Source organism: Tildeniella sp., assembly GCF_059505325.1.
Genome location: NZ_JCACKI010000066.1, coordinates 1 through 26747, shown reverse-complemented (window position 1 = coordinate 26747; position 26747 = coordinate 1). Strand labels below are relative to the sequence as shown.

General features: G+C 49.7%; 28 protein-coding genes, 1 tRNA gene and 3 pseudogenes. 22 read left to right on the top strand and 10 right to left on the bottom strand.

The window, feature by feature from the left end:
* Positions 1-99 precede the first annotated feature (99 nt).
* From AC5JO6_RS23040 to AC5JO6_RS23015, 6 genes are read left to right on the top strand one after another with little or no spacing between them, the layout of a single operon-like run.
* Positions 100-411, top strand: coding sequence for a hypothetical protein (locus AC5JO6_RS23040; protein WP_496083373.1), 312 nt, complete (start codon positions 100-102; stop codon positions 409-411).
* The gene (locus AC5JO6_RS23035) at positions 398-886 is read left to right on the top strand and encodes a dCTP deaminase (protein WP_496083372.1); all 489 of its coding nucleotides are present in this window, start codon (positions 398-400) and stop codon (positions 884-886) included. The genes AC5JO6_RS23040 and AC5JO6_RS23035 overlap by 14 nt, the downstream gene beginning before the upstream one ends.
* A 2-nt stretch (positions 887-888) precedes the next feature.
* Positions 889-1407, top strand: coding sequence for a hypothetical protein (locus AC5JO6_RS23030; protein ID WP_496083371.1), 519 nt, complete (start codon positions 889-891; stop codon positions 1405-1407).
* On the top strand, positions 1404-1652 hold the full coding sequence (locus AC5JO6_RS23025; RefSeq protein WP_496083370.1) for a hypothetical protein: 249 nt from the start codon (positions 1404-1406) through the stop codon (positions 1650-1652). The genes AC5JO6_RS23030 and AC5JO6_RS23025 overlap by 4 nt, the downstream gene beginning before the upstream one ends.
* On the top strand, positions 1642-1854 hold the full coding sequence (locus tag AC5JO6_RS23020; RefSeq protein WP_496083369.1) for a hypothetical protein: 213 nt from the start codon (positions 1642-1644) through the stop codon (positions 1852-1854). The genes AC5JO6_RS23025 and AC5JO6_RS23020 overlap by 11 nt, the downstream gene beginning before the upstream one ends.
* A gap of 5 nt (positions 1855-1859) precedes the next feature.
* Positions 1860-2036, top strand: a complete 177-nt coding sequence (locus AC5JO6_RS23015; RefSeq protein ID WP_496083368.1) for a hypothetical protein — start codon at positions 1860-1862, stop codon at positions 2034-2036.
* Here AC5JO6_RS23015 and AC5JO6_RS23010 read toward each other — a convergent pair.
* Positions 2007-3407 carry a recombinase family protein gene (locus AC5JO6_RS23010; protein ID WP_496083367.1) on the bottom strand — a complete coding sequence of 467 codons (1401 nt, stop codon included), beginning with the start codon at positions 3405-3407 and terminating at the stop codon, positions 2007-2009. The two genes, AC5JO6_RS23015 and AC5JO6_RS23010, sit on opposite strands and share 30 nt — an antisense overlap.
* A gap of 40 nt (positions 3408-3447) precedes the next feature.
* On the opposite strand from AC5JO6_RS23010, the pseudogene AC5JO6_RS23005 reads away from it, so the two are divergent.
* The 9 genes and pseudogenes from AC5JO6_RS23005 to AC5JO6_RS22965 form a co-directional block, all read left to right on the top strand.
* Positions 3448-3648 (top strand): annotated as a pseudogene (locus tag AC5JO6_RS23005) (JAB domain-containing protein); the annotation flags it as partial.
* Positions 3649-3733: 85 nt separating this feature from the next.
* The gene (locus AC5JO6_RS23000; protein ID WP_496083366.1) at positions 3734-5188 is read left to right on the top strand and encodes a P-loop ATPase, Sll1717 family; all 1455 of its coding nucleotides are present in this window, start codon (positions 3734-3736) and stop codon (positions 5186-5188) included.
* Positions 5189-5230: 42 nt separating this feature from the next.
* Positions 5231-6040, top strand: a complete 810-nt coding sequence (locus tag AC5JO6_RS22995; protein WP_496083365.1) for a pentapeptide repeat-containing protein — start codon at positions 5231-5233, stop codon at positions 6038-6040.
* 119 nt (positions 6041-6159) lie between these two features.
* Positions 6160-6231 (top strand) — tRNA-Val (locus tag AC5JO6_RS22990).
* Between the two features lie 454 nt (positions 6232-6685).
* Entirely contained in the window at positions 6686-7333 is a 648-nt protein-coding gene (locus AC5JO6_RS22985) for a hypothetical protein (RefSeq protein ID WP_496083364.1), read from the top strand.
* A 30-nt stretch (positions 7334-7363) separates the two neighbouring features.
* The gene (locus tag AC5JO6_RS22980; protein WP_496083363.1) at positions 7364-8236 is read left to right on the top strand and encodes a DNA-methyltransferase; all 873 of its coding nucleotides are present in this window, start codon (positions 7364-7366) and stop codon (positions 8234-8236) included.
* Between the two features lie 147 nt (positions 8237-8383).
* Complete coding sequence (locus AC5JO6_RS22975) at positions 8384-9586, top strand: HhoA/HhoB/HtrA family serine endopeptidase (RefSeq protein WP_496083362.1); 1203 nt, start codon at positions 8384-8386, stop codon at positions 9584-9586.
* Positions 9587-9773: 187 nt separating this feature from the next.
* On the top strand, positions 9774-11837 hold the full coding sequence (gene glgX / locus AC5JO6_RS22970; RefSeq protein ID WP_496083361.1) for a glycogen debranching protein GlgX: 2064 nt from the start codon (positions 9774-9776) through the stop codon (positions 11835-11837).
* A gap of 205 nt (positions 11838-12042) precedes the next feature.
* A pseudogene (locus AC5JO6_RS22965) lies at positions 12043-12303 on the top strand (DUF1830 domain-containing protein); the annotation flags it as partial.
* 46 nt (positions 12304-12349) lie between these two features.
* On the opposite strand, the gene AC5JO6_RS22960 reads toward AC5JO6_RS22965, so the two are convergent.
* The 4 genes and pseudogenes from AC5JO6_RS22960 to AC5JO6_RS22945 form a co-directional block, all read right to left on the bottom strand.
* Complete coding sequence (locus tag AC5JO6_RS22960) at positions 12350-12622, bottom strand: hypothetical protein (protein ID WP_496083360.1); 273 nt, start codon at positions 12620-12622, stop codon at positions 12350-12352.
* 72 nt (positions 12623-12694) lie between these two features.
* A pseudogene (gene thiO / locus AC5JO6_RS22955) lies at positions 12695-13786 on the bottom strand (glycine oxidase ThiO); the annotation flags it as partial.
* Between the two features lie 10 nt (positions 13787-13796).
* Complete coding sequence (locus AC5JO6_RS22950) at positions 13797-14069, bottom strand: hypothetical protein (RefSeq protein WP_496083359.1); 273 nt, start codon at positions 14067-14069, stop codon at positions 13797-13799.
* A 335-nt stretch (positions 14070-14404) separates the two neighbouring features.
* Complete coding sequence (locus AC5JO6_RS22945; RefSeq protein WP_496083358.1) at positions 14405-14749, bottom strand: 2Fe-2S iron-sulfur cluster-binding protein; 345 nt, start codon at positions 14747-14749, stop codon at positions 14405-14407.
* Positions 14750-15032: 283 nt separating this feature from the next.
* Here AC5JO6_RS22945 and cimA point away from each other — a divergent pair, with 283 nt between their 5' ends.
* Positions 15033-16823, top strand: coding sequence for a citramalate synthase (gene cimA, locus AC5JO6_RS22940; protein ID WP_496083357.1), 1791 nt, complete (start codon positions 15033-15035; stop codon positions 16821-16823).
* Between the two features lie 7 nt (positions 16824-16830).
* Here the strand turns inward: cimA and AC5JO6_RS22935 are convergent, their stop codons facing one another.
* Positions 16831-17115 carry a DUF427 domain-containing protein gene (locus AC5JO6_RS22935; RefSeq protein ID WP_496083356.1) on the bottom strand — a complete coding sequence of 95 codons (285 nt, stop codon included), beginning with the start codon at positions 17113-17115 and terminating at the stop codon, positions 16831-16833.
* A gap of 112 nt (positions 17116-17227) precedes the next feature.
* Between AC5JO6_RS22935 and AC5JO6_RS22930 the strand changes: the two genes are divergently transcribed.
* The 4 genes from AC5JO6_RS22930 to ada all read left to right on the top strand — a co-directional run bounded on the left by AC5JO6_RS22930 (position 17228) and on the right by ada (position 20858).
* Positions 17228-18112 carry an alpha/beta fold hydrolase gene (locus AC5JO6_RS22930; RefSeq protein ID WP_496083355.1) on the top strand — a complete coding sequence of 295 codons (885 nt, stop codon included), beginning with the start codon at positions 17228-17230 and terminating at the stop codon, positions 18110-18112.
* Positions 18113-18204: 92 nt separating this feature from the next.
* Positions 18205-18591 carry an oxalurate catabolism protein HpxZ gene (hpxZ, locus tag AC5JO6_RS22925; RefSeq protein WP_496083662.1) on the top strand — a complete coding sequence of 129 codons (387 nt, stop codon included), beginning with the start codon at positions 18205-18207 and terminating at the stop codon, positions 18589-18591.
* A 139-nt stretch (positions 18592-18730) separates the two neighbouring features.
* Complete coding sequence (gene glsA, locus AC5JO6_RS22920; RefSeq protein ID WP_496083354.1) at positions 18731-19654, top strand: glutaminase A; 924 nt, start codon at positions 18731-18733, stop codon at positions 19652-19654.
* A gap of 133 nt (positions 19655-19787) precedes the next feature.
* Positions 19788-20858, top strand: a complete 1071-nt coding sequence (ada, locus tag AC5JO6_RS22915; protein WP_496083353.1) for a bifunctional DNA-binding transcriptional regulator/O6-methylguanine-DNA methyltransferase Ada — start codon at positions 19788-19790, stop codon at positions 20856-20858.
* 345 nt (positions 20859-21203) lie between these two features.
* Here the strand turns inward: ada and AC5JO6_RS22910 are convergent, their stop codons facing one another.
* Positions 21204-21617, bottom strand: coding sequence for a YidH family protein (locus AC5JO6_RS22910; RefSeq protein ID WP_496083352.1), 414 nt, complete (start codon positions 21615-21617; stop codon positions 21204-21206).
* A gap of 181 nt (positions 21618-21798) precedes the next feature.
* Here AC5JO6_RS22910 and AC5JO6_RS22905 point away from each other — a divergent pair, with 181 nt between their 5' ends.
* Positions 21799-22737 carry a DNA adenine methylase gene (locus tag AC5JO6_RS22905; protein ID WP_496083351.1) on the top strand — a complete coding sequence of 313 codons (939 nt, stop codon included), beginning with the start codon at positions 21799-21801 and terminating at the stop codon, positions 22735-22737.
* Positions 22709-23446: a helix-turn-helix domain-containing protein gene (locus AC5JO6_RS22900; RefSeq protein ID WP_496083350.1), complete on the top strand. Its 738-nt coding sequence runs from the start codon at positions 22709-22711 to the stop codon at positions 23444-23446. Before AC5JO6_RS22905 ends, AC5JO6_RS22900 begins: the two co-directional genes overlap by 29 nt.
* A 174-nt stretch (positions 23447-23620) precedes the next feature.
* Here AC5JO6_RS22900 and AC5JO6_RS22895 read toward each other — a convergent pair whose 3' ends face one another.
* From AC5JO6_RS22895 to AC5JO6_RS22885, 3 genes are all read right to left on the bottom strand, one after another.
* On the bottom strand, positions 23621-24244 hold the full coding sequence (locus tag AC5JO6_RS22895; RefSeq protein ID WP_496083349.1) for a hypothetical protein: 624 nt from the start codon (positions 24242-24244) through the stop codon (positions 23621-23623).
* A gap of 20 nt (positions 24245-24264) precedes the next feature.
* The gene (locus tag AC5JO6_RS22890) at positions 24265-25008 is read right to left on the bottom strand and encodes a cadmium resistance transporter (RefSeq protein ID WP_496083348.1); all 744 of its coding nucleotides are present in this window, start codon (positions 25006-25008) and stop codon (positions 24265-24267) included.
* Positions 25009-25105: 97 nt separating this feature from the next.
* Positions 25106-26569, bottom strand: coding sequence for an APC family permease (locus tag AC5JO6_RS22885; protein ID WP_496083347.1), 1464 nt, complete (start codon positions 26567-26569; stop codon positions 25106-25108).
* Positions 26570-26747 lie beyond the last annotated feature (178 nt).

Sequence of the window (26747 nt, the reverse complement as noted above, 5' to 3'; positions counted from 1 at the left end):
TCTCGGTTTTACTGACCAAGAAAAAACACGGTTAACCAATCGTCCCTTGACACCGTTTTCAGACAAACTTGTATTTGTCATTGAATAAAGCTATACCCCATGACCCAAACCACATCAATTACTAACGAAGTCCTTAACTTTAGGCATCTCAGTCGATCGCTTAACCCTGTCATTCTTTTGCATCTAACGACAGAAGGTAGAGAAGCAAATATCAAAGAAGCCCATGCTCTTTTGTCTAGCGAATCATTTCAGCCATCAAGCAAAAATGTCATTGTCAAAATGCTAGAAGCATTGCTTGGAGACTCAGAACTTAAAGAGGACGATCGATGCTTTGATTGTGCAGGCGATCGACGCTTGGAATACGCCTCAAAACAATCCACAGTAGGGAAAGCTAAACATGCCTCTAGTTGACTATCAAATCCATTCTCTTTGCCTGCAAGGAATGATCGATCCATTTGACGAGACTCTGTTAAATCCTGCTTCATTAGATGTGCGAGTAGGTAACACGATCGTTGTTGAGAATATGAATGGTATGGAGCCGCGATCGCTCGTTAGTGAGTACGCAATATCTCCTGGTGAATTTCTTCTGATCAGCACACTTGAAACATTTAACATCCCAGAAACAATTTGCGGCGAGTTTCGTTTAAAGTCGTCTCGCGCTAGAGAAGGGTTTGATCAAGCATTAGCCGTTTGGCTTGATAACGGTTGGAATGGTAGCAAATTGACTTTGGAGATTAAGAATAATCGACGGTTTTGCCCGTTGATTATTTATCCCGGCTTCAAGATTGGGCAGGTCTTTTTTCATGCCACAGAACGACCATTGAGAAGCTACAAAATCACTGGACGTTACAACAAGGACGCTGTTGCTCAAGTATCAAAAGGGTAATCATGGATAAATTCTGCCTGCTCATGCTGGGCACTTGGACACTTACAGGCGTGATTTTGGCTGCCCACCTCTGGCGTGATGTCTATGCACCTAAACGAATCCTTGCTAAAGCATTCCCGTTGCACCTACCAGACCAAGCACTGGAGGAAGGAGAGATCGACGGCTCGCCGGACGCATTGAGCGAAAACTACTGGCAAACCATAGTCGATCGCGCTACTGAACCCAAAAGGGAAAGCCCGATCGCGCCTGCCAGTGACGAAGAGAAGCAATGGATGGAGGCTGGTTACCACTGCTGCTTGATGGATTTAGAGACTGGCGAAAATCGCAGCACCATCAAGGAATTGATCAGTGAAGCGATCGCGCTTAAGGCAGGGAAGCAAACACGGGAAGAGGCGATCGCGCAGGCGAGTGAAGGCTTCGCCGCTTGGTTGGAGGAGCGAGGGCAGAAGCTTGGGGCACATGCATTGACTAACGCAGCGAGAGTGTGGCGTGATGAAAACCTTGCAGGGGAACGGTCATGACTCTAAACGCTTTTCTGAAGGTGGTTCAGAGACTGAGCAATAGTTGTTTTGTGCGCCACTGGCTCCATTGGAACTACCCTGCCAATCCGCCTGTAATGGCGATCGCTGTGATTCCCTACGGGTCATTAGATCGACTTGATCAAGAGTTATCAAATCTCGGTTTCAAACGACAAGCGCATAAGCTTTGGGGTCTTTGGATAGTTGAACGCACTAGCACAGAAGAAGACGAATCAAATGTCATTTGAACAACTGATGGCGGCATACGAGTTAGAGGCATGGCAGGAGGCACTACCGCGCGATCTCTACTCCATTCTCAGCGACACCACCACAGCTTTGCTTAACGATTCATTGGGACTAGGGCAACGGGATGCATTGATGGCGGCAAGGGAGGCAGCGATCGAGCAACTCCGCGAGACAGGTAAGCACACGACAACTACAAAGGGATAAGGCAGATGACCGCTAAACAAGTAAACTGGGGAACAATTAAATCTAAAATGCTTGACTGGGACGAAAAGCAGCAAGCTAAAGAGCAGGCGATTGCTAAACTTGAAATCCTAGCAATCCAGGGCAACGTTTCGCAAGAGCAGATTACGGAAGTGCTAGAACTGTTGAAAAGCAATGCTGCCTAAGCCATCTGCTAGATCTACATACAAAATACGATCACGGCTTTTGACGACGCGATCGATCAGTTGGGTGAAAACAAACCGTTTTTCTAAATCGTCTAGGCTGACCCAAAACGCAGGATCGGAGCCTACAGCGATCAATGCCTCTCGTTTGCTATGCAGGCTAACCACTGACTGCCGTTGCAGATGTTCTAAACTTTGGATGCGTTGCTTAAGCGCCTGCCGGGAATCTTCAAAATCAGGGTCATCGCCAAGTTTTTCAAGTTTCAATTTGAGGGCGATCGCTTCTGGGTTGTCTTCTTGAACCGTTGCTTCAGCCAAGCCTGCAACATATTCAGCTTGAGTCACGATTGCCCAAATTGCCGCTTGCTCACATGCCGATGCTTTTACGCCATGCCTCAGTTTGCAGCGCTCCTCAACGTGAGGATTGTCATAAGCGTTGATGCAGTAAAACCATTGCCGGCGACGCATACAGCTTGAGCCACATTCGCAAAACACTAAGCCACTCATCACTGATGTAGTAGCCTGAACAGGCAGCATTTTACGGGACTTTGCAGACAACAAGCGATCGATCTGCATTGCTGTCTGCTGATCTATTAAGGCTTCGTGTGGGTCGTCATAGCAAATCAACCGCTCACGTCCTCTGTTCCCAAAGTAGGCAGTATAGCCACGCAGGACGGGATTTTGTAGCCAGCCGACTAATTTGTCGCGATCGCGCGGAAAATCTTCAGCCCATTTACTGCCAGGTTTACGAAGACCATACTTTGCGCACAGTTTTTGCACTGTACCGCGTTGAGTGCCAACCGCTAGAAAGGTCTGAACAACTTCTAGGGCAACCTCATCAATCTTGCCACCCTGCCAGTACTCGCCACGGTTGATAATGTAGCGTCCTTTTTCAACTGCCATACCGAATGGTGGGTTGACGGCTTTGTTGAGTCTGCGTGTACGCTCCCATCCCCTCAGGGCGGCATACTGATTCTTTTCTTTGACATAAGCAGCCGCGATCGCGTCCATCCGACTGCGGTATATCCCCTCTGGCGAATTAAAGTCAACCGCTCCACCTGACAGTGCGATTAGTTTGGCTCCATATCGCCTGAAATCTTTGATCGCCTCTTCCCAGCCAATCGGTGATCGGGTGAAGCGGTCAAAGCAGGGGACAATTACTTGCTTTGTAATGCCATCCCTCACTCTTTGCAGCACTTGATTGTAAGCAGCGCGGCTTTCAGAACTGCCTGATTCAATATCAGAGAAGATACGATCGTCCGGTACTCCATAACGCGCCAAATCTTCACGGTAGCGATCGAGCCCGCTGCCGTAGGTCGCTTGTTTTTGGGTGCTGACGCGGCAATAGCCGTCTGTATACTCAAGTTGGAGCATTCCAGCAAGATACCACAAAAGTGGTTTGGGTTTAGCGCCTACATGGGTGATCGTGGCGCATAACCATCCTTCTGGCAATGTTGAACCTAGCAACGAAGACATTAGCCTCACACGCCAATTGCTTTCGGGTGCCGACTTTTTGGGCATTCCCTTACTTGACCATCTCATCCTGGGCAATGGTGATTTTCTGAGCCTGCGCCAGACGAGCAATTTATGGAGCGAGTGCCCTCAAGAGGATTAGTGCGTTTCCGTCGGTAACTGGACATCAAATTCTTTGTATGTGAGAATTAAACAATTCAGCTATAGTCAATAAGCCTGAATCAACTATGCTGGTAGACATTCAGAAGTTAAATCTTGGTTCTGATTCCGCAGAAAGAGATATCACAGTCGGTTTATCAGAATATTTCTATCAGAACTCGACGTATCAAAAATTTCTGAACAGCAAAAAGACGATTTTGGTTGGCAATCGAGGGACTGGCAAGAGTGCAATCTTTAAATATATTGCTTCGACAGAAGCGAAGAAAGGACATTTAGTTTTAGAGCTATCGCCAGAAGAATATTCTTACGAATTACTGTCGGAATACTTGAAGCGTGAGAATGAAGGTTCTTGGGGTAAACAGAGTTCCTATTCAGTAGCATGGCAATATCTTCTCTATAATCTCATTTTCAATAAAATCGTCGAGAATAAGCGCGGCTTACTATTGGGACCTCAACGCGATATTTACAATTACGTCAATGCTGACTCCAGCATGAAAGGGCTGAGTCCGATCGGCGTTCTGGTTAGTTACCTGAAAAAACTAGAGACCGTTAAATTAGATGCCCACGAAAGCGCTGCAAAGTCAAGAAATCTTCAAGCGCTCTACAGTTTAGAAGAAATCAAAAGTCTAACTCCTAGCTTGAAGAAAGTTTTAGAAAAATCAAGAATGAAGGTCTTAATTGATGAGCTAGACAAGGGGTGGGACGATTCGGAAGATGCTAAATATTTTATTGCAGGGCTATTTCAAGCCACTCAAAAAATCAACCTGATTAGCCCTGGACTTCGAGTCTATGTTTCCATTCGCCAGGAACTCTTTGATAATATTCCTCAAATCTACGATGACGCTCAAAAAATTAGAGAAGATGTTGAGGTCATTCGTTGGGGTAAAAATGAGTTACTTGAACTCATTGGTTTAAGAATTGCCCATTCGTTTCCCGAAACGTCTAGATTAGATACGTTAAACCGTTGGAAATCAGTTTTTACCTCTAAGTTAGATTCTAAGTTTGAGGACTCTACGGACTATATCATCGGCAGAACGCAACTACGTCCTAGAGAGCTACTGCAATTTTGCAAACTGTGCGGAGAATATTATTCGGGCACCAAAAAGATCGATGAGTTTGCTATTATGGCAGCCGAGGAAATTTACTCTGAGCAAAAAACGAAGGATTTAGCTTCAGAATACAGATTTCAATACCCTCATTTGTTAGACGTGTTTGAGGTGTTTAGAGGAAAGAGCTGCTGCTTTGAAAAAAACGATCTGGATTATTTACTGCTCTCCATGGTTTGTGGTGAAGTGCATGTCGATCGCGCCACAGACTGGGTTGCCGAAATGGATTACCTGGAACTGAAGAAAGTGCTCTGGCAGATTGGCTTCTTGAAAGTTTGGATACCAGAAGCGGGGAATGATGCAACCAAAAAAGGGACGTATCTGGGACACTACGAGCTACCAACGGTCAATCTAGAGAATATCAAGAAGTTTCGAGTTCATCCTGCCTTTGACATTTTTTTGAGCTTAAAAGATTGAGTGCTAAGCTGATGCATTCATTGATCGGTTCTAAGGTAAAGGATGACTGACCGTAACGGACGGATGAAAGGGAAACCCTCTCAGCTCACACGTCAACTGGAACGAACTGTCCAGTCCATTCCCACCTGGCTGGCGATCATGGTAGCTGTTGTTTTCCTGGCAGCATTAGCGCTGTGGGCTGAGGATGACATCCAAATCCGTTCGTTTCAAGACCTGATCGCTCGCGAAACCATTAAAGCCATTTTCGCTCAGACGCAATCGATTGCAGTGGTTGTCGCGATCATTCTTTATTTGAAAGAAGCGCCCGATCGTAGAGCCCAAAAGCATTATGAAGCGTGGCGTGTCATTGACAACGCCGCAGCAGCAAATGTCTCCACCAGCTATGCTCGCCGGATCGCCCTTCAAGATCTTCATAAAGACAGCGTTTCGTTACGCGGGTTAGATGCCTCTGGTGCCAATTTAGCCAGGATTGGTTTGCCTAAGGCTGATTTGCAGGAGGCTAATCTCGAAAGGTCCAACCTACAAGATGCTGACTTGCAAGCTGCCAACCTATCAGGGGCAAACTTATGCGGAGCGAACCTCCAACAAGCGAATTTGCGTGGAGCGAACCTCCACGCAGCCAATCTGCAAGAGGCAAATTTGCGCGACGCTGACCTGTCGGGAGCCAATCTGCGAGAGACCAATTTACAGAAGGCAAATCTCCGGGGAGCCGAACTATGGCGAGCCGAACTGTGGGACGCTGATTTGCAGGATGCCGACCTTCGGTGGGCTGAGTTTCAAGGGGTTGAGTTGAACGGAGCTAAGCTCTGTCGCACAACCATGCCAGACGGCACAGAGTTGAGTCAAGATTGATGCTCACCGTGCCAAGGAAAAACAGTACTCATTCTGCCAAAAGCTGGCTGTAATCTGCTAGAATCTCTACTCTGCCTTGTTCAACAGAACACAGATCGCAGTACAATTTCTAAGCTCTCGGGCGATTAGCACAGTGGTAGCGCACTTCCTTCACACGGAAGGGGTCACTGGTTCGAATCCAGTATCGCCCATTCCGATTTCAGCCAATATTCCACCTTTTGTCGGACGCTGATTTGAACCATACTATGGTTGTCTTAAATCGACGAAACTAAAGAGTTTCAGAAGGGGCATTCAACTTTAGGTATCAAACGGGTGTCAGGCTTTTCCTATATCACGGGCTTTTAAAGCTAGCTCAGCAGAGTGAAGGAAATTTACTAGCAGGCAACTATGGCGAAACGCAAGCGAAATATTGACTAAGCAAAAACAAGGCTGGTGAACTATTAGCAGTTGCTCAGTTCACATTGTTTTGATTAGTGATGGGGGATGAGTAAAGACTCAAAGCAGAAAAGTATCGCTTAGAAAGCTTGAAAAAGCCGCGATCGGACGGAAGAATGCTACCAAATCTCCAAAATATGCAGGAAGCGAATGCTGTTCAAGAGGTAGTGTGAGCGATACCAAATAATTTATTTTTCAACGCTTGAGACAATGAGCCAACCTTTTTACGGCAAAACTCCAATAGGTGAGAGATGGCAACAAACAGAACCGCTTTTACCAAATGACTTGAAGATTAAGATCTTTAAGTTTCTTGACGGCGAAGAGTGTCTCGCAACCTTTGAACAATGGGTGTACGCAACCAATGATCTGGAAAATGGTTTGACCAACGACGATTATCTAAAACTAATCTCATTAGACTTTTCAAAGCGAAGCAGCAAGTACGAAACCGATGAAATTCTGAAGCGATACATTGACGCTGGTGAGTATGAGACATGGAAGCTCAGGAAACTTCTAATGGCTGTGTTAGAACACGATCAAAACCTACCGATCGCCCTATCTCAGCTCTATGAGCTGTATTGTGATGGATACTATTTTTTAGATACTCTTGGTCTGGGATATGGTCTTCACATAAGAGTTCCTCCAACTAATTATTCTTCAGATGATTGGCAGGGATTAAGTCACGAAGAACAGCATCAACTATTAGGTTCTCTTCTTCCACAGGTAATTTCTGAAGCTCAAACGGTCTTGGCTTGGCTTGATGAAGGCACAATAGTGATTACGAATAAACAAGGCGAATCAGGGGCTTACCTGTACTTTGATCGGCGATCAAGCGCGGATCAGAAACTACCTCCTTGTTAACGTCTGTAAGTATAAGATGCATGACAGCCAATGGTTTTAGTTGAAGGTGTGACGATCGCTCATCAAACCGCTAATGGCAGCTTATTTTGTGGCGATTCGTTGCAATGGTTAGCGACAGTGGACGATGGCTCAGTTGATCTCGTACTTGCCGATCCGCCTTACAACCTGAAAAAAGCAGACTGGGATACCTTTGCATCACAAGACAACTATATTGACTGGTCGCTGCAATGGATTCAACAGGCAGCCAGGATTCTCAAACCGTCTGGCTGTCTCTACATCATGGGCTTTTCTGAAGTTCTGGCAGACCTGAAACGCCCCTCTCTGCGTTATTTTCAGGCTTGTCGCTGGCTGGTGTGGCACTACAAAAACAAAGCGAACCTGGGCAACGATTGGGGACGTTCTCACGAGAGTATTCTGCTGTTGCGAAAGAGTGTCAGCGCCAAGATCAACATCGACAGCATTCGGATTCCTTACGGTAAGCACACGCTGAAGTATCCTGTGCACCCACAGGCGACGACGAGTCAGTACGGCAACGGCAAACCGCGCGACCAATGGACACCCCATCCGATGGGCGCAAAGCCAAAGGACGTAATCGAAATTCCAACAATCTGTAACGGGATGGCTGAGAAGACAAAGCATCCAACGCAAAAGCCGGAGGAACTGATTCGTCGGTTAGTTTTTGCTGCGTCCGATCGTGGCGACACTGTCCTTGATCCCTTCTCTGGCTCTGGGACAGTCCTGGTTGTAGCAGAGCAATCGGGTAGAAAGTGGCTGGGCTGCGACAGCAATCCTGAATACAATGCTTGGGCGATCGCTCGTTTGCAGACAACCCCTCATCTCACCGATGCAGAATGGGTAGAACGCGATCGCCAAAACGCTGCACGTCGTCAGAGCATTCGTTAGAAAGAGAGGTCGTCACGTAAAAGTAATGATGCGACTTGACTCCATCCTGCTCTTCCAGCAGACGCAAGGCTAATGAGCTTTGCGTAGGAAGGGCGATCGAGAGAAATCAACGCGGTAAGAAGAAGGCGAAGCGGTAAGATCGGTTGTATGAAAATATTTCCGCGCCAAGGCGATCGCCTTTACCAACCTATCTTTTGCCTAGCAATGCTGCTGGTGAGCAGTAGCGCTGGCTGTGGCATCGTTCGCCCTGAATTGGGCAGTGCTCCTACCCCCTCGGAATCGGTGTCGCCTCTACAAAGCAGCCCTGCAACAGCACCTCTGGCACCACCCAAATTGACGAGCCTGGATTATGTCGCTCAGATTGTGCAGAGAGTCGGACCTGCCGTAGTGCGGATTGATTCGACTCGTACCGTCGGGCAGTCGTTTGGCGACCCTGGTTTTGAGCGGTTTTTTGGTCGGCAGGAGCCGCAGACGCAGCGAGTCCAACGAGGGACAGGCTCTGGCTTTATTACCACCGCTGATGGGCGTGTGTTGACAAATGCTCACGTGGTGCAGGGTACCGACAGCGTGACGGTAGTGCTGAAAGATGGGCGACGGTTCAAAGGGACAGTTGTAGGAACTGACCCAACGACGGATGTTGCGGTGGTGAAAATTAACGCTCAAAACCTACCGATCGCAAAATTGGGCAATTCAGATAATCTCTTGCCGGGGCAAGCCGCGATCGCCATTGGTAATCCCCTCGGTCTTAGCTTTACAGTGACGCAAGGTATTATCAGCGCGACGGGGCGATCGGCTGCCGATGTGGGTGTGTCCGCTGAGCGGGTAGATTTTATTCAAACTGATGCGGCGATCAATCCAGGGAACTCTGGTGGACCGTTGATTAATGCCGAAGGAGAAGTGATCGGTATCAACTCTGCCATCATCCAGGGAGCGGCTGGGCTGGGGTTTGCCATTCCGATCGCGACTGCCTCACGGGTGGCTGAGCAGATTGTCACGACTGGCAAGGCAGAACACCCCTACCTGGGTGTCAAGATGGCGGAATTGACCCCCGAAATCCGCAACGAAATTAATCAGAGCAATGCGGGTTTCAAAATTAATCAGGATCAGGGTGTGTTAATTATTGCTGTCCAGTCCAATTCTCCGGCAGCACGGGGAGGCATACGATCGGGCGATATTCTTGCTAGCATCAACGGCACCGCCATTCAAACGGCACAGCAAGTGCAGCAGCAGATGGAGGCAGCGGCGATTGGCAAGCCACTTCAGATCATCGTCGATCGCAACGGGCAGAAGCAGACCCTGACCGTGAAGCCAGAACCTTTGCCTGTGAGGGAGTCTAGTCAGGGCAATTAGCGGTCAGCTATCAGCCATCAGCGGTTAGCCCAGCCTGCGAGCAACCGGGTTCCTCGGCGCAGCCTGGAAGCGCAGTGGCAGATGCTCTTGAAGAAACCCGGTTTCTGTGTCAAGTTCTGCCTCCCGACTTTTGGATACTCACCTCACTGTTGGTCTCTTTTCAAGCATTTTCTACCAATTCAACGTCATGCAGTCTGAAGTTTTGCCGGGTCGTAGTTTCCCATTGGGTGCAACAGCCTACCCCGATGGCGTTAATTTTGCCATCTTTTCTAAAAGTGGTAAGGCATTAGAGTTGCTTTTGTTTGATCAAGCCGACGATCCCAAGCCTGCACGTGTCATTACGCTGCATCCTAAACAAAATAAGACGTTCTACTACTGGCACGTCTTCGTTCCGGGCATCGGTGCAGGGCAAGTCTATGCCTACCGAGTGGATGGTCCGTTTGCACCAGAACAAGGGCATCGGTTTGATTGCAACAAAGTCTTGCTCGATCCGTATGCGAAAGCCGTTGTAGGGTGGGCACATTACAGCCGTGAAGCGGCAATGCATCCTGGTGATAATTGTGCTCAGGCGCTACGAGGCGTGGTGGTTGATACGAGCGCTTACGATTGGGAAGGCGATTTACCGTTGAGTATTCCCCATGCCGATAGCGTCATTTATGAGATGCATGTGGGCGGCTTCACGCGCAATCCTAATTCCGGTGTGTCGCCAGAGAAGCGAGGCACTTACGCAGGGCTGATCGAGAAGATTCCGTATCTAAAGCAACTGGGCGTGACAGCGGTAGAGTTGCTGCCCGTCCACCAGTTTGATGAACAAGATGTGCAGCCTGGGTTGACGAACTATTGGGGCTACAGCACGATCGCCTTTTTTGCGCCACACACGGGCTACAGTTCGCGGCGTGACCCACTCGGTCCTGTAGACGAATTTCGTGACATGGTGAAGGCACTGCACCAGGCAGGCATTGAAGTCATTCTTGACGTGGTGTTTAACCACACAGCAGAGGGCAATGAAGATGGTCCCACACTCTCTTTCAAAGGCTTGGAAAATGCGGCGTATTACATTCTGGAGCCAGACCAGGAGTTTTACAGTAACTACAGCGGCTGCGGCAACACGCTGAAGGCAAACCATGACATTGTGGGGCGCATGATTCTGGAAAGTCTGCTCTATTGGGTGGCAGATATGCATATTGATGGGTTCCGCTTTGATTTAGCGTCCGTGCTGTCGCGTAGCCGTTCCGGGCAACCCTTGGAAGATCCGCCGATTCTCTGGACGATCGAGTCTCATCCGATTCTGGCAGGCACCAAGATTATTGCCGAAGCCTGGGATGCCGCAGGGCTTTATCAGGTTGGTTCTTTCATTGGCGATCGCTTTGCCGAATGGAACGGACCGTTTCGTGATGATGTTCGCCGCTTCATCAAAGGCGACAGCAATACCGTGGCAACGCTGGCAAATCGCTTACTTGGCAGCCCCGATATTTATCCTCAGCTCGATCGAGAGCCGAGTCGCAGCATCAACTTTGTCACCTGCCACGATGGCTTCACGTTGAATGACCTGATGTCTTACAACGAAAAGCACAACGAAGCGAACAAAGAAGATAGCCGTGATGGCTCTAACGACAACCATAGCTGGAACTGTGGCGTAGAGGGACCCACGATTGACCCTGCGATCGATGCAATGCGCCAAAAGCAAATCAGGAATTGCCTCACGATTCTCTTTTTTGCCCAGGGTACACCCATGCTTTCGATGGGCGACGAGGTGCGGCGATCGCAGCTAGGCAACAACAACGGCTACTGTCAAGACAATGAACTGAGTTGGTTTGACTGGAGCAGTCTGCAACGAGAAGCGGGGCTACTGCGATTTGTCCAAAAACTGATTCACTTTACCCAATCGCTCGAAATCTTTCGGCAAGAGCGGCTGCTCGAAGTCACCTACGCCAGCCAGAAGCCACACATCGTTTGGCATAGCACTGAGTTGGGCAAACCCGACTGGGGCGAACATTCTCACTGCCTTGCGTTCACCTTGCGCCATCCAGAAGCTGCCGAACATTTTCACGTCATGCTTAATGCCTATTGGGAGCCGCTCACGTTTGAATTGCCGCCGCTTGGTCAAGGAGAACGGTGGTACACAATCATCGATACAGCTCTGCCACCACCGCAAGATATTGCAGACCCAACAGACGCAACCCAGGTCAGGCGCAAAAAATATCCTGTGGAGGCGCGATCGTCGGTTGTGCTGATGGCGCAAGCCGGTTAGGCAGGAGGCAGGAGGCAGGAGGCAAGAGTTGTACAGAAATAACAGCATGGTCTGTAGCTGTCAGCCGTCAGTCGTCAGCGAAAAGGTGATAGCTGATAGCTGATAGCTAATCCAAACGTGTGCAGTTATTTTTTAGCAAGCTCTTAGGGAAGTTAGGGCTTCTCGCCCCACTCAGCTAAAATCTTCGTAGTAAAGGGCAACAATGATGGCTCAGATTTTAGATCCTCTAGCGGCTGACCATGACGGCATTGTTTGCTGCTATGCCAATGTTTCCAGTCGGATTCAAATTGTACGCATCAGCAATATCCCAAACTGGTATTTTGAGCGCGTTGTGTTTCCAGGGCAGCGGCTCTTGTTTGAAGCGGTACCCGCTGCTCAACTCGAAATTCATACAGGTACCATGGCAAGCGCGATTTTGTCCGATCGCATTGCTTGTGAGTCGTTGCAAATCGGGAATCAAGAGTTAAGCGAATTGTAGATGGCTGGTCTCGTTTCGTCAGCCAGCGATCGTGTCATTCACCATTTGGTTTTTTCACAGATGCAATGACTGACAAGCGGGCAAGGAGTTGCGCCTGTTCCTCTGGAGTATTGACTGGAAAGCGCTCCCAATCAGCCCCTTGTCTCAGGTCGGCAAACAGCCCAGTGGGGTCATCGTGGAAGTGGAGAAACGCCTGCGCTTTACGGTAGAAAATGCCACGCTTCTTTTCCGTCAACCCTGCCACAGTGCGAATGGCGGTCAGTAGTTCTGTCAGGTTATCCAGCGATCGATCGTCAGCATGTTTCATGTCCCTGCGCTCAAACGGCTTGGCTATCGCTAAAGCTTGTCATAAATCAAGCCAACTCTATTCAACCTTAAAGCGCAACCAGTGGAAAGCATCTAGTAGTGGGTGAGAGTGCTGATGCCAGAGGCGATCGGCAAGCAGTTGAGCCGTTATGGGAGCTAACAAAATGCCGTTGCGGTAGTGCCCCGTTGCCAGCGTCAAATTGTCATAAGGGCTTGCGCCCAATAGGGGCAGTTCATCTGGCGTAGCTGGTCGAAAACCCCACCAGGTTTCTTGCAGTGGAAATTGCCGCAAGGCTGGGTAGAGGCGAGTTGCCCGCTCCAGCAACATTTGCACGCCTTCGGGTGTATTGTTGGGTGTGAAGCCAACCCCTTCGCTAGTGGCACCGATCACAATCCGTCCATCGCGTCGCGGCACAATGTAGATCTCACTGCCAAACAAGACGGTTTGCAACGGCAGTTCCTGTTGTCCTGCGGGTACACGCACTGACAGCATTTGCCCTTTCCTGGGAGTCACTGGAATGGACAGCAACGTCTGAGACCATGCTCCTGTCGCCAGGACATACTGCTCTGACTGCATGATGCCACTTGAGGTTTGCACACCTGTAATTCGCTGATTCTGTTGCAGAATCGTTTCTACAGACACCCCTTCTCTCAGGTCAACGCCAACCTCACGCACGGCTGTCCACAAAGCTTTTGTGAGCAAACGATTATCCACCTGAGCATCATCGGGATACCACCAACCGCCGCTAACTTCTTGACTTAAGCCAGGTTGGTGCTGATGGATCGCAGTGCGATCGAGAAACTCTGAAGGCTGCATGATCACAGATGAATCGGTTGTTTCATCCTTTATCCTTTCGCCTTTATCCTTTCTATACATCGGTGCCAGGATGCCACACGCCCAATACCCGGTTGATAAGCCTGTCAGTGCTTCCAGCTTTTGTGTCCAGTCGGGGTAGAGCGATCGGCTCAGCAAGCAAAGTTCCCGCATGGCACCCGTAGCAATCATTTCTGCCTGTGGGGCAAGCATACCAGCAGCGGCATGGCTGGCTGCTTGAGCAAAATCGCGGGAAAGAACGGTGACAGACGCTCCACATAATTGAAGTTCGAGGGCGATCGCCAGACCGATCGCGCCCCCACCAATGATCAAGACATCCGCTGCTGCCATTTCCGATGACTTACCACGCACCAGGAACTGCTTGCAACGGTCTAGACGGCAAGGGAGTGGTATCGGCGCTGACCTGGCTAGGTGTAGTCAGGGTCGTTGAAGCACCAGCGTTGTTGGTAGGAGCAGCTCCCGTTGAATCGCTACTAAAGCCCGTATTACGGGTTTCTGGAGGAGCACTGTTGAGCTGACTAAATAAATTGCGCTGCCACAAGGAGGAGTTGGTTGCTTTTAGCCCAATCAAAACAGCAAATAAAATGAGAATGGCAATTACTAATCGAGTCATAACGTTCTCTCTAGAGCTGCTTCTACTCCAGCTGTACCCTAATACTACAGCGGTTTTCATTTGCATTCGCCACACCCTACACCCCACACCCCATACCCATCTTGATTAGGCTGTGGCTTATTGATCTAACAACGGCTGTAAGTTAAGTTGCGATACGGCAGATAGCTACAGAAGCGGATAGCTGAGACGCAACAGTAGAACCGCTGCTGTTGCATCGAGCTCGTTCCTGCGACTGCCCGACTTTGCAGGGAAACCTGGTTCAATCGGTCTAATCAAGCAGTGAACCTACATGCGATCGCCCGTACCAACAGCATGAGGATTCGGTCATCGCCAGGTCAGATCGCTCGTTCTGGAGTCCACACTACGCGATCGTCTTGCCCCCAGAAACCATCGTACTTTGTCACTGAGATGTCACCCATCACTTTTACCTGACAAGAGAGGCGACGACCGTGATCGGGAGAGTGTGGCGGCAACGAAAGACGTGCTTTCTCCAACCACTCCATCGCTGAAACCGCGCCCTCAATTCGTACAGCACACGTCCCACAGGTGCCATGCCCGTAGCAGTTAACCACTGAAGCGGCACCGTTGTAGACATCAATTCCGTTTTTCAGCAACGCCTCACGCAAGTTTGCACCATTCTCGCAGGTAAATGTTTTACCCTCGGCTGTAATCGTCGGCATTGCAGTTGACCCCATTTCTGATTTGTCATCTCCATTGTGGTATTTTTCTCTTTGTTTACTCTCCTCCTGTAGCGTGAAGGTATAGCTGTCGCTATAAAAGTTAGGACGTTGAAATTAAAGGGTGTGTTGGCTTTGCCCCCAGCCAGGGGTTTACCTAGTGACTATAGCTATACGATCGCCTATCGCTCTCAGGGCATTGGATTTTCACGGGTGATCCCACCGATCGGTCTAACAGTTCCTTAGAATAGTTTTCTATCGGCTCAAATTCTCCAGTTGCCTCCCCATGACCTCAGACACCTCTCGCCAGATCTGGATCTACGACACGACACTGCGTGATGGTTCCCAACGAGAAGGCTTGTCGCTTTCCCTGGAAGATAAGTTGCGGATTGCGCGACAGCTCGATCGCTTGGGCGTGCCATTTATTGAAGGGGGCTGGCCCGGGGCAAATCCCAAAGATGTGCAGTTTTTTTGGCAGCTACAGGAGAAACCGCTGACTCAAGCGGAACTGGTTGCGTTTTGCTCCACTCGTCGTCCGGGCATGGCAGCGGCAGACGACCCCATGCTGCAACCGATCCTGGCAGCAGGCACGCGCTGGGTGACCATTTTTGGCAAGTCCTGGGATCTCCACGTTATAGAAGGACTGAAGACGACGCTGGGTGAGAACCTGGCAATGATTCAGGACACGATCGCATACCTCCGCGCTAATGGTCGCCGCGTCATTTACGATGCCGAACATTGGTTTGATGGTTACAAGCACAACCAGGCGTATGCCCTGGAAACATTGAGAGTGGCGATCGCTGCTGGTGCGGAATGGCTCGTCTTCTGCGATACCAACGGCGGCACGTTGCCTCACGAAATTGCGCGAGTGGTGCAGGAAGTGATTCAGGCGCTTGATTTTCCCGTATTGGAGGAGGTAGAAGGCAGGAGGCAGAAGGCAGAAGGCAGAAGGCAGGAGGCAGGGGAAGCAGGGGCGGCTCAACTCAAAACTCTTCCCCACACCCCACACCCCACACCCCACACCCCACACCCCACACCCCACACCCTACTCCCTACTCTCCACTCCCCTCGCTTCGGCATTCACACTCACAACGACTCCGAAACGGCTGTTGCTAACGCTCTTGCTGCCGTGATGCAGGGCGTTCGTATGGTGCAGGGTACAATAAATGGCTATGGCGAGCGCTGCGGCAACGCTAATTTGTGCTCGTTAATTCCCAATCTGCAAGCAAAACTGGGCTTTACCTGTATTTCACCTGAGCAACTGGGGCAACTGACTGAAACAAGCCGCTTTGTGAGTGAGGTTGTCAATCTTGCCCCTGACGATCATGCGCCCTTCGTGGGCTTATCTGCCTTTGCTCATAAAGGCGGCATTCACGTCAGCGCTGTCGAGCGAAACCCACTGACCTACGAGCATATGCAGCCCGAACAGGTGGGCAACCGTCGCCGCATTGTAATTTCTGACCAATCGGGTTTGAGCAATATCCTGGCAAAAGCCCGGAGCTTTGGCATTGAGCTAAATAAACAAGACCCGACCTGCCGCCACATCCTCAACCGTCTTAAGGATCTGGAGAGCGAAGGGTATCAGTTTGAAGCGGCTGAGGCAAGCTTTGAACTACTCATGCGCGAAGCACTGGGACAACGCCAGAAGCCTTTTGAGGTGAAGGGTTTTCAGGTTCACTACAGTTTGTTGGCAGAAGCGGGGAGCGATCGCACCACGTCTCTAGCAACCGTCAAACTGGCAGTGGATGGCAAAGACATTCTCGAAGCCGCTGAGGGGAATGGACCCGTTTCGGCACTGGATGCTGCCTTGCGGAAAGCGCTGATTAGCTTCTATCCCGAAATTGGCACGTTTCACCTGACGGATTACAAAGTGCGAATTCTCGATGGTGCAGCGGGCACGTCTGCCAAAACGCGGGTACTGATTGAGTCCAGCAACGGACATCAACGCTGGACGACGGTTGGTGTCTCCGGCAATATTCTGGAAGCATCCTACCTGGCTGTAGTGGAAGGCTTGGAGTATGGACTATTGCTACAACATCAAGCAACAATAGCGCTTTCTACTTCCACAACAGCCTGAAGCTTGACTAGGACTCTACCTTCACACCCTTCCAGAAAGCGATGTAGCCAGTGATGTTTTTAGCGGCATCTTTAGGGGTGGGGTAGTACCAGGCAGCGTCGGGATTGGTTTTGCCGTCTACTTCGATCGTGTAGTAGCTGGCAGTACCTTTCCATGGGCAGCCCGTGTGGGTGTTGCTCTCTTTGAAATACTCGCTATGGATGGAATCAGGCGGAAAGTATTGATTGCCTTCGACCACTTCACACCGATCGCTCTCGGCTAAGACAGCACCATTCCAAATTGCTTTCGGCATCAGTTTGTTATCTAACAACGTCATCAAAAGCCTAACGAACTCTGGGATTGGCTGCAAGGTGAAGATAGTTGTTAGTTGTTGGTTGTTGGTTTTTAGCTATAAACTGAGCGGCATGATTGCTAGTTTTCTGCCGCCCGAAAGCGCCCAACTAACCGAAGCAGCGTCGATCGCTCTCGCACAGAGCATCGATCGTACAGACATTGCCACTCCGCTCCAGGCATTACCCATTCCAACCGCGTACGTTCACCAAGGCTCAGGTGGCACACCGATCGTGTTGCTGCATGGCTTTGATAGCTCTATGTTTGAGTTTCGCCGTCTGCTGCCGCTCTTAGCAGAAACGCACGAAATCTGGGGCATTGATTTGCTTGGCTTTGGCTTCACCGATCGCCCTGCTGGTAGTTCTTTCAGCCCAGTTGCTATTAAAACCCATCTTTACCAATTTTGGAAAACAGTAATTGCTCGACCTGTCATTTTGGTGGGTGCGTCAATGGGTGGAGCGGCTGCGATCAACTTTGCGCTGACCTATCCCGATGCTGTAGAGAAGCTAGTTTTGATCGACAGTGCGGGTTTTGCGCGTGGTCCCGCGATCGCTCGTTTTCTCTTTCCGCCGCTGGGTGAACTAGCAGCCAGCTTTCTCCGCAGCCCTCGTGTGCGACGCAACGTCAGCCTCCAGGCATACTACGACTCCAGCTTCGTTTCACCAGATTCGCTGCTGTGCGGTGCCTTGCATCTCAAGTGCGCTAACTGGCAGCAAGCGCTCATTTCGTTTACCAAAAGCGGCGGCTATAATTTTCTAGCAGACAAAATTGCTGCGATCGATCAGCCAACCCTCATTTTGTGGGGCGACTCCGACAAGATTTTGGGCATACAGGATGCTGCCAAATTTCAACAGGCGATCGCTCACAGCAAACTCGTTTGGATCAAACAATGTGGTCATGTTCCCCATCTGGAGCAACCTCAAGTGACAGCAGAGCAAATTTTGGCGTTTGGCAGGTAGAAGCGGTCAGCGGTCAGCCATCAGCCATCAGCCGTCAAACCCAACTCAAAACTCAAAACTTTTATCCTTCATCCTTTATTTTTCCTTCCCGAATGTCCCCAATTAACGATCCCGCGATCGTCGCTGAACTTACCGCACTCTACCTGACCTACGAAAAAGCGCTGGTCGAAAACGATATTGCTACGCTAGACGCACTGTTTTGGGATTCGCCTGAGGTGCTGCGGTTTGGCGCAACCGAAAATCTGTATGGCATGGAGGCGATTAAAGCCTTTCGGCAAGGTCGCCCAACAAAAAACCTGGCGCGAGACATTGCTAACCTCAAGGTTGTGACGTTTGATGCTGATACCGCGATCGTCACGCTAGAATTTCAACGCCCCACAGACGGCAAACCTCGTGCTGGCAGGCAAAGTCAGGTCTGGCGCAAATTGCCTCAAGGATGGAAGATTGTTTCAGCCCATGTGTCGCTGCTACCAGAGTAGAGGTGGAGAGTGGAGAGTAGGGAGGCGGAAGCATGGTGAGAGGTGAGGAGATAAAGACGACTGTCAGTTCTCAACCAATTCTAATGGCTGACCGCTGACCGCTGACCGCTGACCGCTGACCCCTCACCCCTCACCCCTCTTGAACGCTCCTTCTACACCACTCACAGCCTTAACTCAAACTCAGTTAGAAAGCTGGGTGGCGCAGGCGCAGGTCTATGCTCACACGGGGCGCTTGCCGGACTATATTCCTTTACTGGCGCAGGCAAATGCTCAATTAGTGGCTGTGGGTATACAAACAGTAGCAGGACAGGAGTATTTTGCTGGTGCGATCGACCAGCCGTTTGCGTTGATGAGTGTGGTCAAGCCTCTACTGCTGCTATTTCTGCTGGAACAGTTGGGATGGGATACGGTGTTCGATCGTGTAGGGATTGATCCGTCCGAGCAGTCGTTCCACTCGCTGGCACAGTTGAACGCCGATCGCGGGTTTCCACGCAACCCCATGCTCAATAGTGGCGCGATCGCCCTTGCCTCAATGCTACCTGGGTCGAACGGATCCGAACGGAGTGAAGCGCTACGGCTGTGGCTCAACCAGACAGCAGGTAGCCGTTTTGTATTGGATACTGCCATGCTGACATCGGTGCGATCGCTACGAAATGAGGCAAATCGGGCGATCGGGGAAGTACTTCTTCGAGCAGGCTCTATCGATCACGTCGAAACTGCCCTTGATACCTACAATCACATTTGCTGTCTCTCTGGCACCGTCGCAGATTTAGCACAGGTTGGGCTATTACTCGCCCAACCTAACGCCATCCAGCCAATCAACCAACGTGCTGTGAATGCCCTGATGCTGACCTGCGGTTTATATGAAGCATCTGGTCGCTTTGCAGTCCGCATTGGGCTACCCATCAAATCGGGTGTGAGTGGTGCCTTGCTGTCCATCGTGCCGGGACAAGGCGCGATCGCCTGCTACAGCCCGACACTGGATGCTACAGGCAATTCGATCGCCGGACTCTTCCTGCTCGAACAACTGACCCAAACGCTAAACCTCAGTATCTTCAACTGATCTAGCGCACGCAAATGGTCTTTTACAGTGTCCCAGAGCGTCAAAGCAAAAGACGTGTTCACAAGCTACCGCTCACAAATTACACCGCAAGAAACCGCTAGCCGCAAGCGTTTGCTTTGTGGAGAATAGAGTCATGATGACCAAAATGAATACTACCTCAACTGACTCTGAGCGCTGGGATGCGATCGTACACCGCCTTCCCAGTGCTGACGGAACGTTTTTTTACGCCGTCAAAACCACAGGGATCTATTGCCGTCCGACCTGTTCATCGCGGCAACCCAAACGAGCAAACGTCTTATTTTTCGATCGCTGTGTTGAGGCTGAAGCGGCTGGCTTTCGCCCTTGCAAGCGCTGTAATCCTCGATCGACATCCCCACAGCAGCAACAATCTGAGGTCATTGCTGCGGTCTGCCAACACATTAAAACATCAGATACACCGCTATCGTTGGCTACGATGGCACAGCTCGCCGGACTGAGTTCGTTCCATTTTCACCGCATCTTCAAGGCAGTTGTGGGGATCACCCCTAAACAGTACGCGACTGCCCATCGAGCTAAGCGAGTTCGGCAACATTTACAGGAGCATGACACTGTGACCCAAGCAATCTACGAAGCTGGCTTTGAGACCAGCAGCAACTTCTACGACCAGTCGGCATCCCTGTTGGGGATGACTCCATCTCAATACCAACAGGGGGCAAGCGGCATTGAGATTCGCTATGCTGTGCAGCCCTGCTGGTTAGGTTGGGTGCTGGTCGCAGCCACCGCTAAGGGGATCTGCGCGATCGCCTTTGACGACAATGCTGAGGTGCTCACGACCCAACTTCGGGCTGATTTTCCAAACGCTCACTTCTGTGCGGGCGATCGCGCCTTTGAGACCTGGGTTGAGCAGGTTCTCAGTCTCATTGAGGCTCCTCAGCAAGCAGTTGATCTGCCCTTGGATATTCAGGGCACGGCTTTTCAGCAGCAGGTGTGGCAGACGCTTCAGACGATCGCGCCGGGTACAACCGTCAGCTATACAGAAGTCGCTAGGAGCATCGGCAAACCCAAAGCAGTACGGGCAGTGGCGAATGCTTGCGCCAGCAATCACATCGCCGTTGCAATCCCCTGTCATCGAGTTGTCGGCAGCGATGGTAGTCTCAGGGGCTATCGGTGGGGGCGCGATCGCAAACAGGCTCTCCTGGCAAAAGAAGCCGCACTGACCGAATGAAAGGGGACTCCAATCCATCTGGTTTCTGTACTTGCAGTTGCTTTTCTTAGCAATCACAGCGCTGCTGAATGGCGGAATAATACCAATTCTATAAAATCGCCCTACAGATTCGTTTTTGCGGCTGACCGCTGACCGCTGACCGCCAGCCGAAGCTTGCCTGTGTAGCCACGTTTAGTGAAATGGTATAGTGCCCTTTTCCAAGCCCTTACCCCAAGGAGAAGGGAGCTTGAATTCTTGTTCCCTTGCCGTTTGGGTGAGGGCGAATTTATTGCTTCATACGGCTATGCAGCAACGCCAGTAATTATTAATGCTTAGACTGATCAAAGACAGGATTCTGTAAGCAGCCTACTCAATCAAGACTGAATTCAAGGACTCTAGCGGAATCGTGAACACGTAATAAATTACGCCGATTCCCAGCGATACTACAGCGACGCTTGACAGAATGACCCAGCGATCGGGCGGTTCGTAGGTATCCTCTTCAATATGATCGCGTACGGCAAAATAATGCTGCACCGATAGTAAGACTGCCAATAGCCCGACAACGGCGAACACCAAACCTAAGCGCCATCCGGCTCCAGGTGCTTGCGGTGCTAAAGGCGGACGCAGAATACGGAGGCGGACAATCAGCACACCAAAGCCCATCAGCGCGATCGCGCTCCGCATCCAGGCTAAATACGTTCGTTCATTCGCCAGGTGATCACGAACCCGGTTGGGATTACGCTGCTTGGCAAGCTCTGATTTCTCGGTATCCGTGTTCATTGGTTTGAAAAATAAATGCATAACTACCCCTCATTTTCAGTCGAACCAGATAAAACGTTTGAATAGATTGTTAGCCATCTCAGCTGTCAGTTATGGTTCATGAATAATATTCTTTAGCTAAGTAAGGCTTCTTTTCTCTGTGGTAGACTAACCAAGATCATTTGTTCTTATTTCTTTAGAAATGGCTAGTTTACCGCACCCAGTTCAGTATCAGGGTAGTAAAAGGAATCTCGTGTCAGACATTCTAAGGTTCTTACCTACTAGAGTAGAACGGTTTATCGAGCCTTTTGCAGGCACAGCAGCGGTGAGTGTAGCGGTTGCCTCTAGAAACATCTCGCAAAGGTTTTGGCTTAACGATTTGAATAAGCCTCTTGTTGAATTATTTGAGCTAATTGTAGAAAGACCCAATGAAATAATACATGCATATACAGATGTATGGAATGCTCAACATCAGGACGCTGCAAGACATTATTTTGAGGTCAGAGAAAATTTTAACAAAACAAACGACCCCAAGCTTTTTTTATATTTGTTGGCTCGATGTGTTAAAGGATCGGTTCGGTATAACTCAGAAGGTTTATTTAACCAAAGTCCTGACAACAGGCGGAAAGGAACTCATCCTGACAAGATGAGGAAAAATATTGAGGGAGTCTCTATTTTATTGAAAGGTAAATGCAAATTTACAGACCTTGACTATAGAGAAGTCTTAGCTATGGCAGAAAGTAGTGATTTCATCTACATGGATCCTCCCTATCAGGGTGTATGTGGGAATAGAGATTCAAGATACTTCTCTGGCATTCATTTTGATGATTTTGTTTTGGCTCTAGAAGACTTAAATAAACGTGGAATCGGTTTTGCAATCAGTTACGACGGCAAACGCGGTAGCAAATCTTTTGGAACGCCTTTACCTGAAGAGCTAGGACTAAAGAAAATTGAGATTGAAGTCGGTCGATCGTCACAAGCAACATTGCTCGGCAGAGAGGAGATCACAATAGAATCTCTGTACTTGTCACCAAATTTACAACATGAATGCTTTTCGGAGCTAGAGAGTTATGTTAGCAGAGTACCGAAACAGCTTACGCTTCTAGAAAAGCATGGACAGTTCTCAGCACTTGCCCGATGATTTCATCCAACTTTGTCAATCAGTAACCGCTAAAAGACCAAAAGCTGTGATTGATCACATTCTGCAGCATGGTTTTATTACAACGGAAGATCTGAAGGAAAGATATGGCTACAATCATCCGCCAAGAGCCGCTAGAGATGTTCGAGAACATGGAATTCCTCTGGATACTTTCCGCGTTACAGGCAGTGACGGAAGAAGAATAGCAGCTTACAGATTTGGAGATGTTAGCAAGGCGAGGTTTTTTAGGTTCTCTGGCAGGACAGGTTTGTCCAAGCAGATCAAAGATGAGTTGATCAGGAGGTATGGGTGTAAGTGCTTCATCTATCTAGAGGAAATGAGCGATCGTGAATTACAGATCGATCATTGTGTTCCCTTTGAAGTCGATGGAGAGCCGGAGCTAGAGCCAGAAAGCTTTATGCTGCTCTGTGGCTCTGCAAATCGAGCTAAGTCCTGGTCATGTGAGCATTGTGAGAATTGGAATCATCTCAAGGAAAAGTCCATTTGCTTGTCATGCTACTGGGCATACCCCGAAAACTACACGTATATTGCCATGCGCCAGGTCAGACGAATAGACCTTATGTGGGAGGGAGATGAGATTGAGATTTATGAACAATTGAAACAACGGGCTACCAGTCTGGAGAAGGAAGTTCGTGAGTTTATCAAGGAGATCGTTGAACGCGAAATAAGGCGAAACGGCGACGATGGCTAACAAGCCCAATCAACCTGACTACCAACAGGTTATCTGCGGGAGTTTGAGGTTACGAGCGGCGGGTTATTGAAAACTTATGAGTAAAGCCTTTACTAGAGGCAGGTTTACCAATGCGATTATCACCACGAATCGGTAAACTTGCCCCTAGCCAAGCTTTCCATTTAAGCTGAGAGACTAATCTTCAACCGATGCATTGGGCTTAGTGGACTCGATCGCTGACTGTGTGAGATCCGGGATAGAGAGATTTCCCTCCCCTGCTTTGAACATCTTGGCTGGATTTAAGTTAAATTCGAGGTCGCCTGTGGGATTTGCTTTGGCAACAAAGTGTGCACCGCTGGTGACTTTCAAGGCTAGAGGTTCAGTCAATGGAGTAATGGGTAATCCGGCTACTTTCGTCCCAGTGGGTAGATAGATCCCATCACAATTCCAATCATCGTCGGTTGTTTGTCCATCACCAAGGTAATAGAGCGCTGGTGCAGCACTTTTCCCTTTGTGAGCGTAAACCGCTAGAGTTTTGCCAGTGGCATTGCGGCATTGTGCCCAGTCGGTGGCGCTTTCCAGAATATACTTTTGCAGTTTTAGCTCACCCAACTGCTGCTCAATCTCTTCGGGTCGCAATTCTGATTGATCTGGCGTTGCTTTTGCTTGCAACAGATGGTCGATCGCCTCCGTCACTTCTGTGTATTCGGGAGTCGCTGTCAATTTTGGTGGATCAGCCCAAACGGGTTGAGCAATCATCGCGTTAACCAACAGCAAGTTAACCAACAGCACCAACGCCACTAACATTCTTCGGATCATAGTTGTTCTCCTGTTTAAATTTACAAAATGCGTGAATTAGAGGTCAATTCATCATTTCCAGCCATCGCTGGAGCCTGTCCAATCGTTCTAATCAAATGCAGCAAGACCATACCGCTAAGTACCAGCGTCAGCACGGCTAACCCCCGGTCTTCTAGCGTGTGGCTATCAATGAGAATCAACGCCCCCAAGCCAATCAGCACAAAGGGAACGAGTTGATTGCCATAGCGGGTCAGTGAGGCAGCGATCGCGGGTACAGCCGCTAGACGGTACGCGGTGTAGCACCACACACCGACCATGGAGAAGAAAACGGTTAGCACCACCAGCAAACCTGACCAGGTGGTGCTGGCGAACAGTGGGACATAAATGCCAATATTGTCGCCGCCATTGGCAAAGGTAATGGCTGCCACGCTATACGTTTGGGGTGACAGTACGCCACTCAATCGACCTTGTGCAGAGGGTTCAACAGATGTGTCAGCTTCAGCATCGTCAGTATCAGAGTCGAGTAAGCGAGTTAGCCCGATCGCGATCGGTACCAACCCTAGTAAGCCAATCCACGGGCGTGGAAACAGCACACTGCTAAAGAACCCCGGTAGACTTGCCAGTACCAAAGCCCCAAAGCCCAAATACTGTCCCATGACAATCTGCCGTTTGCGAAAGAGGTGATTGACCTGCGAGAAAAACAGCATCAGAATCACAATATCATCCAGGTTGGTGGCAGTGAAGGCAGTCAATCCAGTAGATATCGCTGTGAGAATTTCATTCATGTGATGGATAGGGTTGAATAATTCGTTGCATTGTTGATGATCAGTCGTTGACTATCTATTCTTTAGGGACTGGGAAGTCATGACTAAGACAATCAGACTAATTGACATCGCTGTAGCGGACATGGATTTCTTCGACAGCCTGTTGCATTCGACTTGCCATTCTGGGCGATCGCACGCGTTGATAGAAAAACCAGCCACAGCCAACCGCCAGGTACAGTAAGAACAAGTAAGGAAAAGTGCTGACAGGTGCTTCTGGGACGGGGAACATCGTGCTACCGGGAATACCGATCGTGCCAAGAATGGGCAGCAGCATGAAACCCACTGCTAGCAGCGAGAACAGCACATCCAGCGGACGCAATTTTCTCAGGCGATAGAGATAGACTGGCGCGGCGATCGACACCAGCACGTAAACCAACAAAAAGCCAAGAGTGCAAATCGTTCCAAAGTAGCCTTGGCTGGCAAACGTGGAGACACCGAACAAATGCACAGCAGCAGGAACCAGAAACGTCAGCAAAGAAACCAGTCCGATCGCAGTGTCAGGAGTCAAGTTTGCGGCATGGGTAGTACCCAACGATTGATGAAAGAGACCATGACGCGCCAGCAGAAATAACACCCGCGCTGCCGGATTGATACAGCCCAGAGTGCAGACAAAGAAGCTCAACAATGCACCAATGCTGATTAAAAATCCCAGAAAATCAACCCCGGCTTGATGTGCCAAGAAGTCTAAGGGGGCTTCAGTTTGAGCTAAGTCAGCCGATGCGCCGCTAAAGCCCAACACCTCAATGTAAGTCATGACGATGAAGAATAAACCTGCCCAGATGGTGCTTTGCTTCACCGCTTTGGGAATTGTTTTGAGCGGTTGCTGTGCCTCATCACCCAACGTAGTGGCACTTTCAAAGCCCGAAAACCCAAACACTGCCAGCACAATGCCCATCGTAATGCCGCCAGGGGTTGCACCTTTGAGGGTCAGTTGAGAGACATCGATCGCAAACCCTTTGTGTGCCCAAATGATGATCCCTAGCGTCAAAATGAGGGCGATCGACACGGCTTCCAACAGCAACATCAGTTTGGCGGAAAGCTGAATATCTTTAGATGCGACATACCAAGCAGTTCCCACTCCCACCACAAACAGCGTCAACGTGTGAGTGTGAATACCCAAATGCCCCAGCAGCGTCTGACCAAAAATGGCAAACCCACACAGCGTTGACATACCCGTAAAGAGATACGCCAGCACGAGACCCAAAGCACAAAGAATGCCCGCTGTTGGTCCTAAACCCTTAACAATGTAGGAGTAGAGCGAACCGGGAGATGCCGATCGACGAGCAAATTGGTTCACGTTGATGCCCACAAACAATAACCCGATCATCGCCAGTAAAAAGCTCAACCAGGTACCCATACCCGCTGCACCATAGGCAAAACTCAACACTGCCGCTGGAACAGTGGTCGGCGCAATCACTGAGACTGATTGCGCTAGCACTTCGCCGTAGGAAAGACACTCTTTCTTTAAGCCATGCACACTCTGATTAATTGGACATTCATTGATTGGAAAATCAGCCGTCATTTAAGAAGCTCCCCTTCTGTAGATTTTCAACTGGGTATGACCCAAATCGAACTCGCTCGGTTTGCTTTAACAAGGATCCATGCCAAACACATGACTACACTCTATTGATCCCCAAAAGTAAGAGGGTGGTAATGCATAGTAATGGTAAACTGTAAATCAGCAATTTCAAGCATCGCAA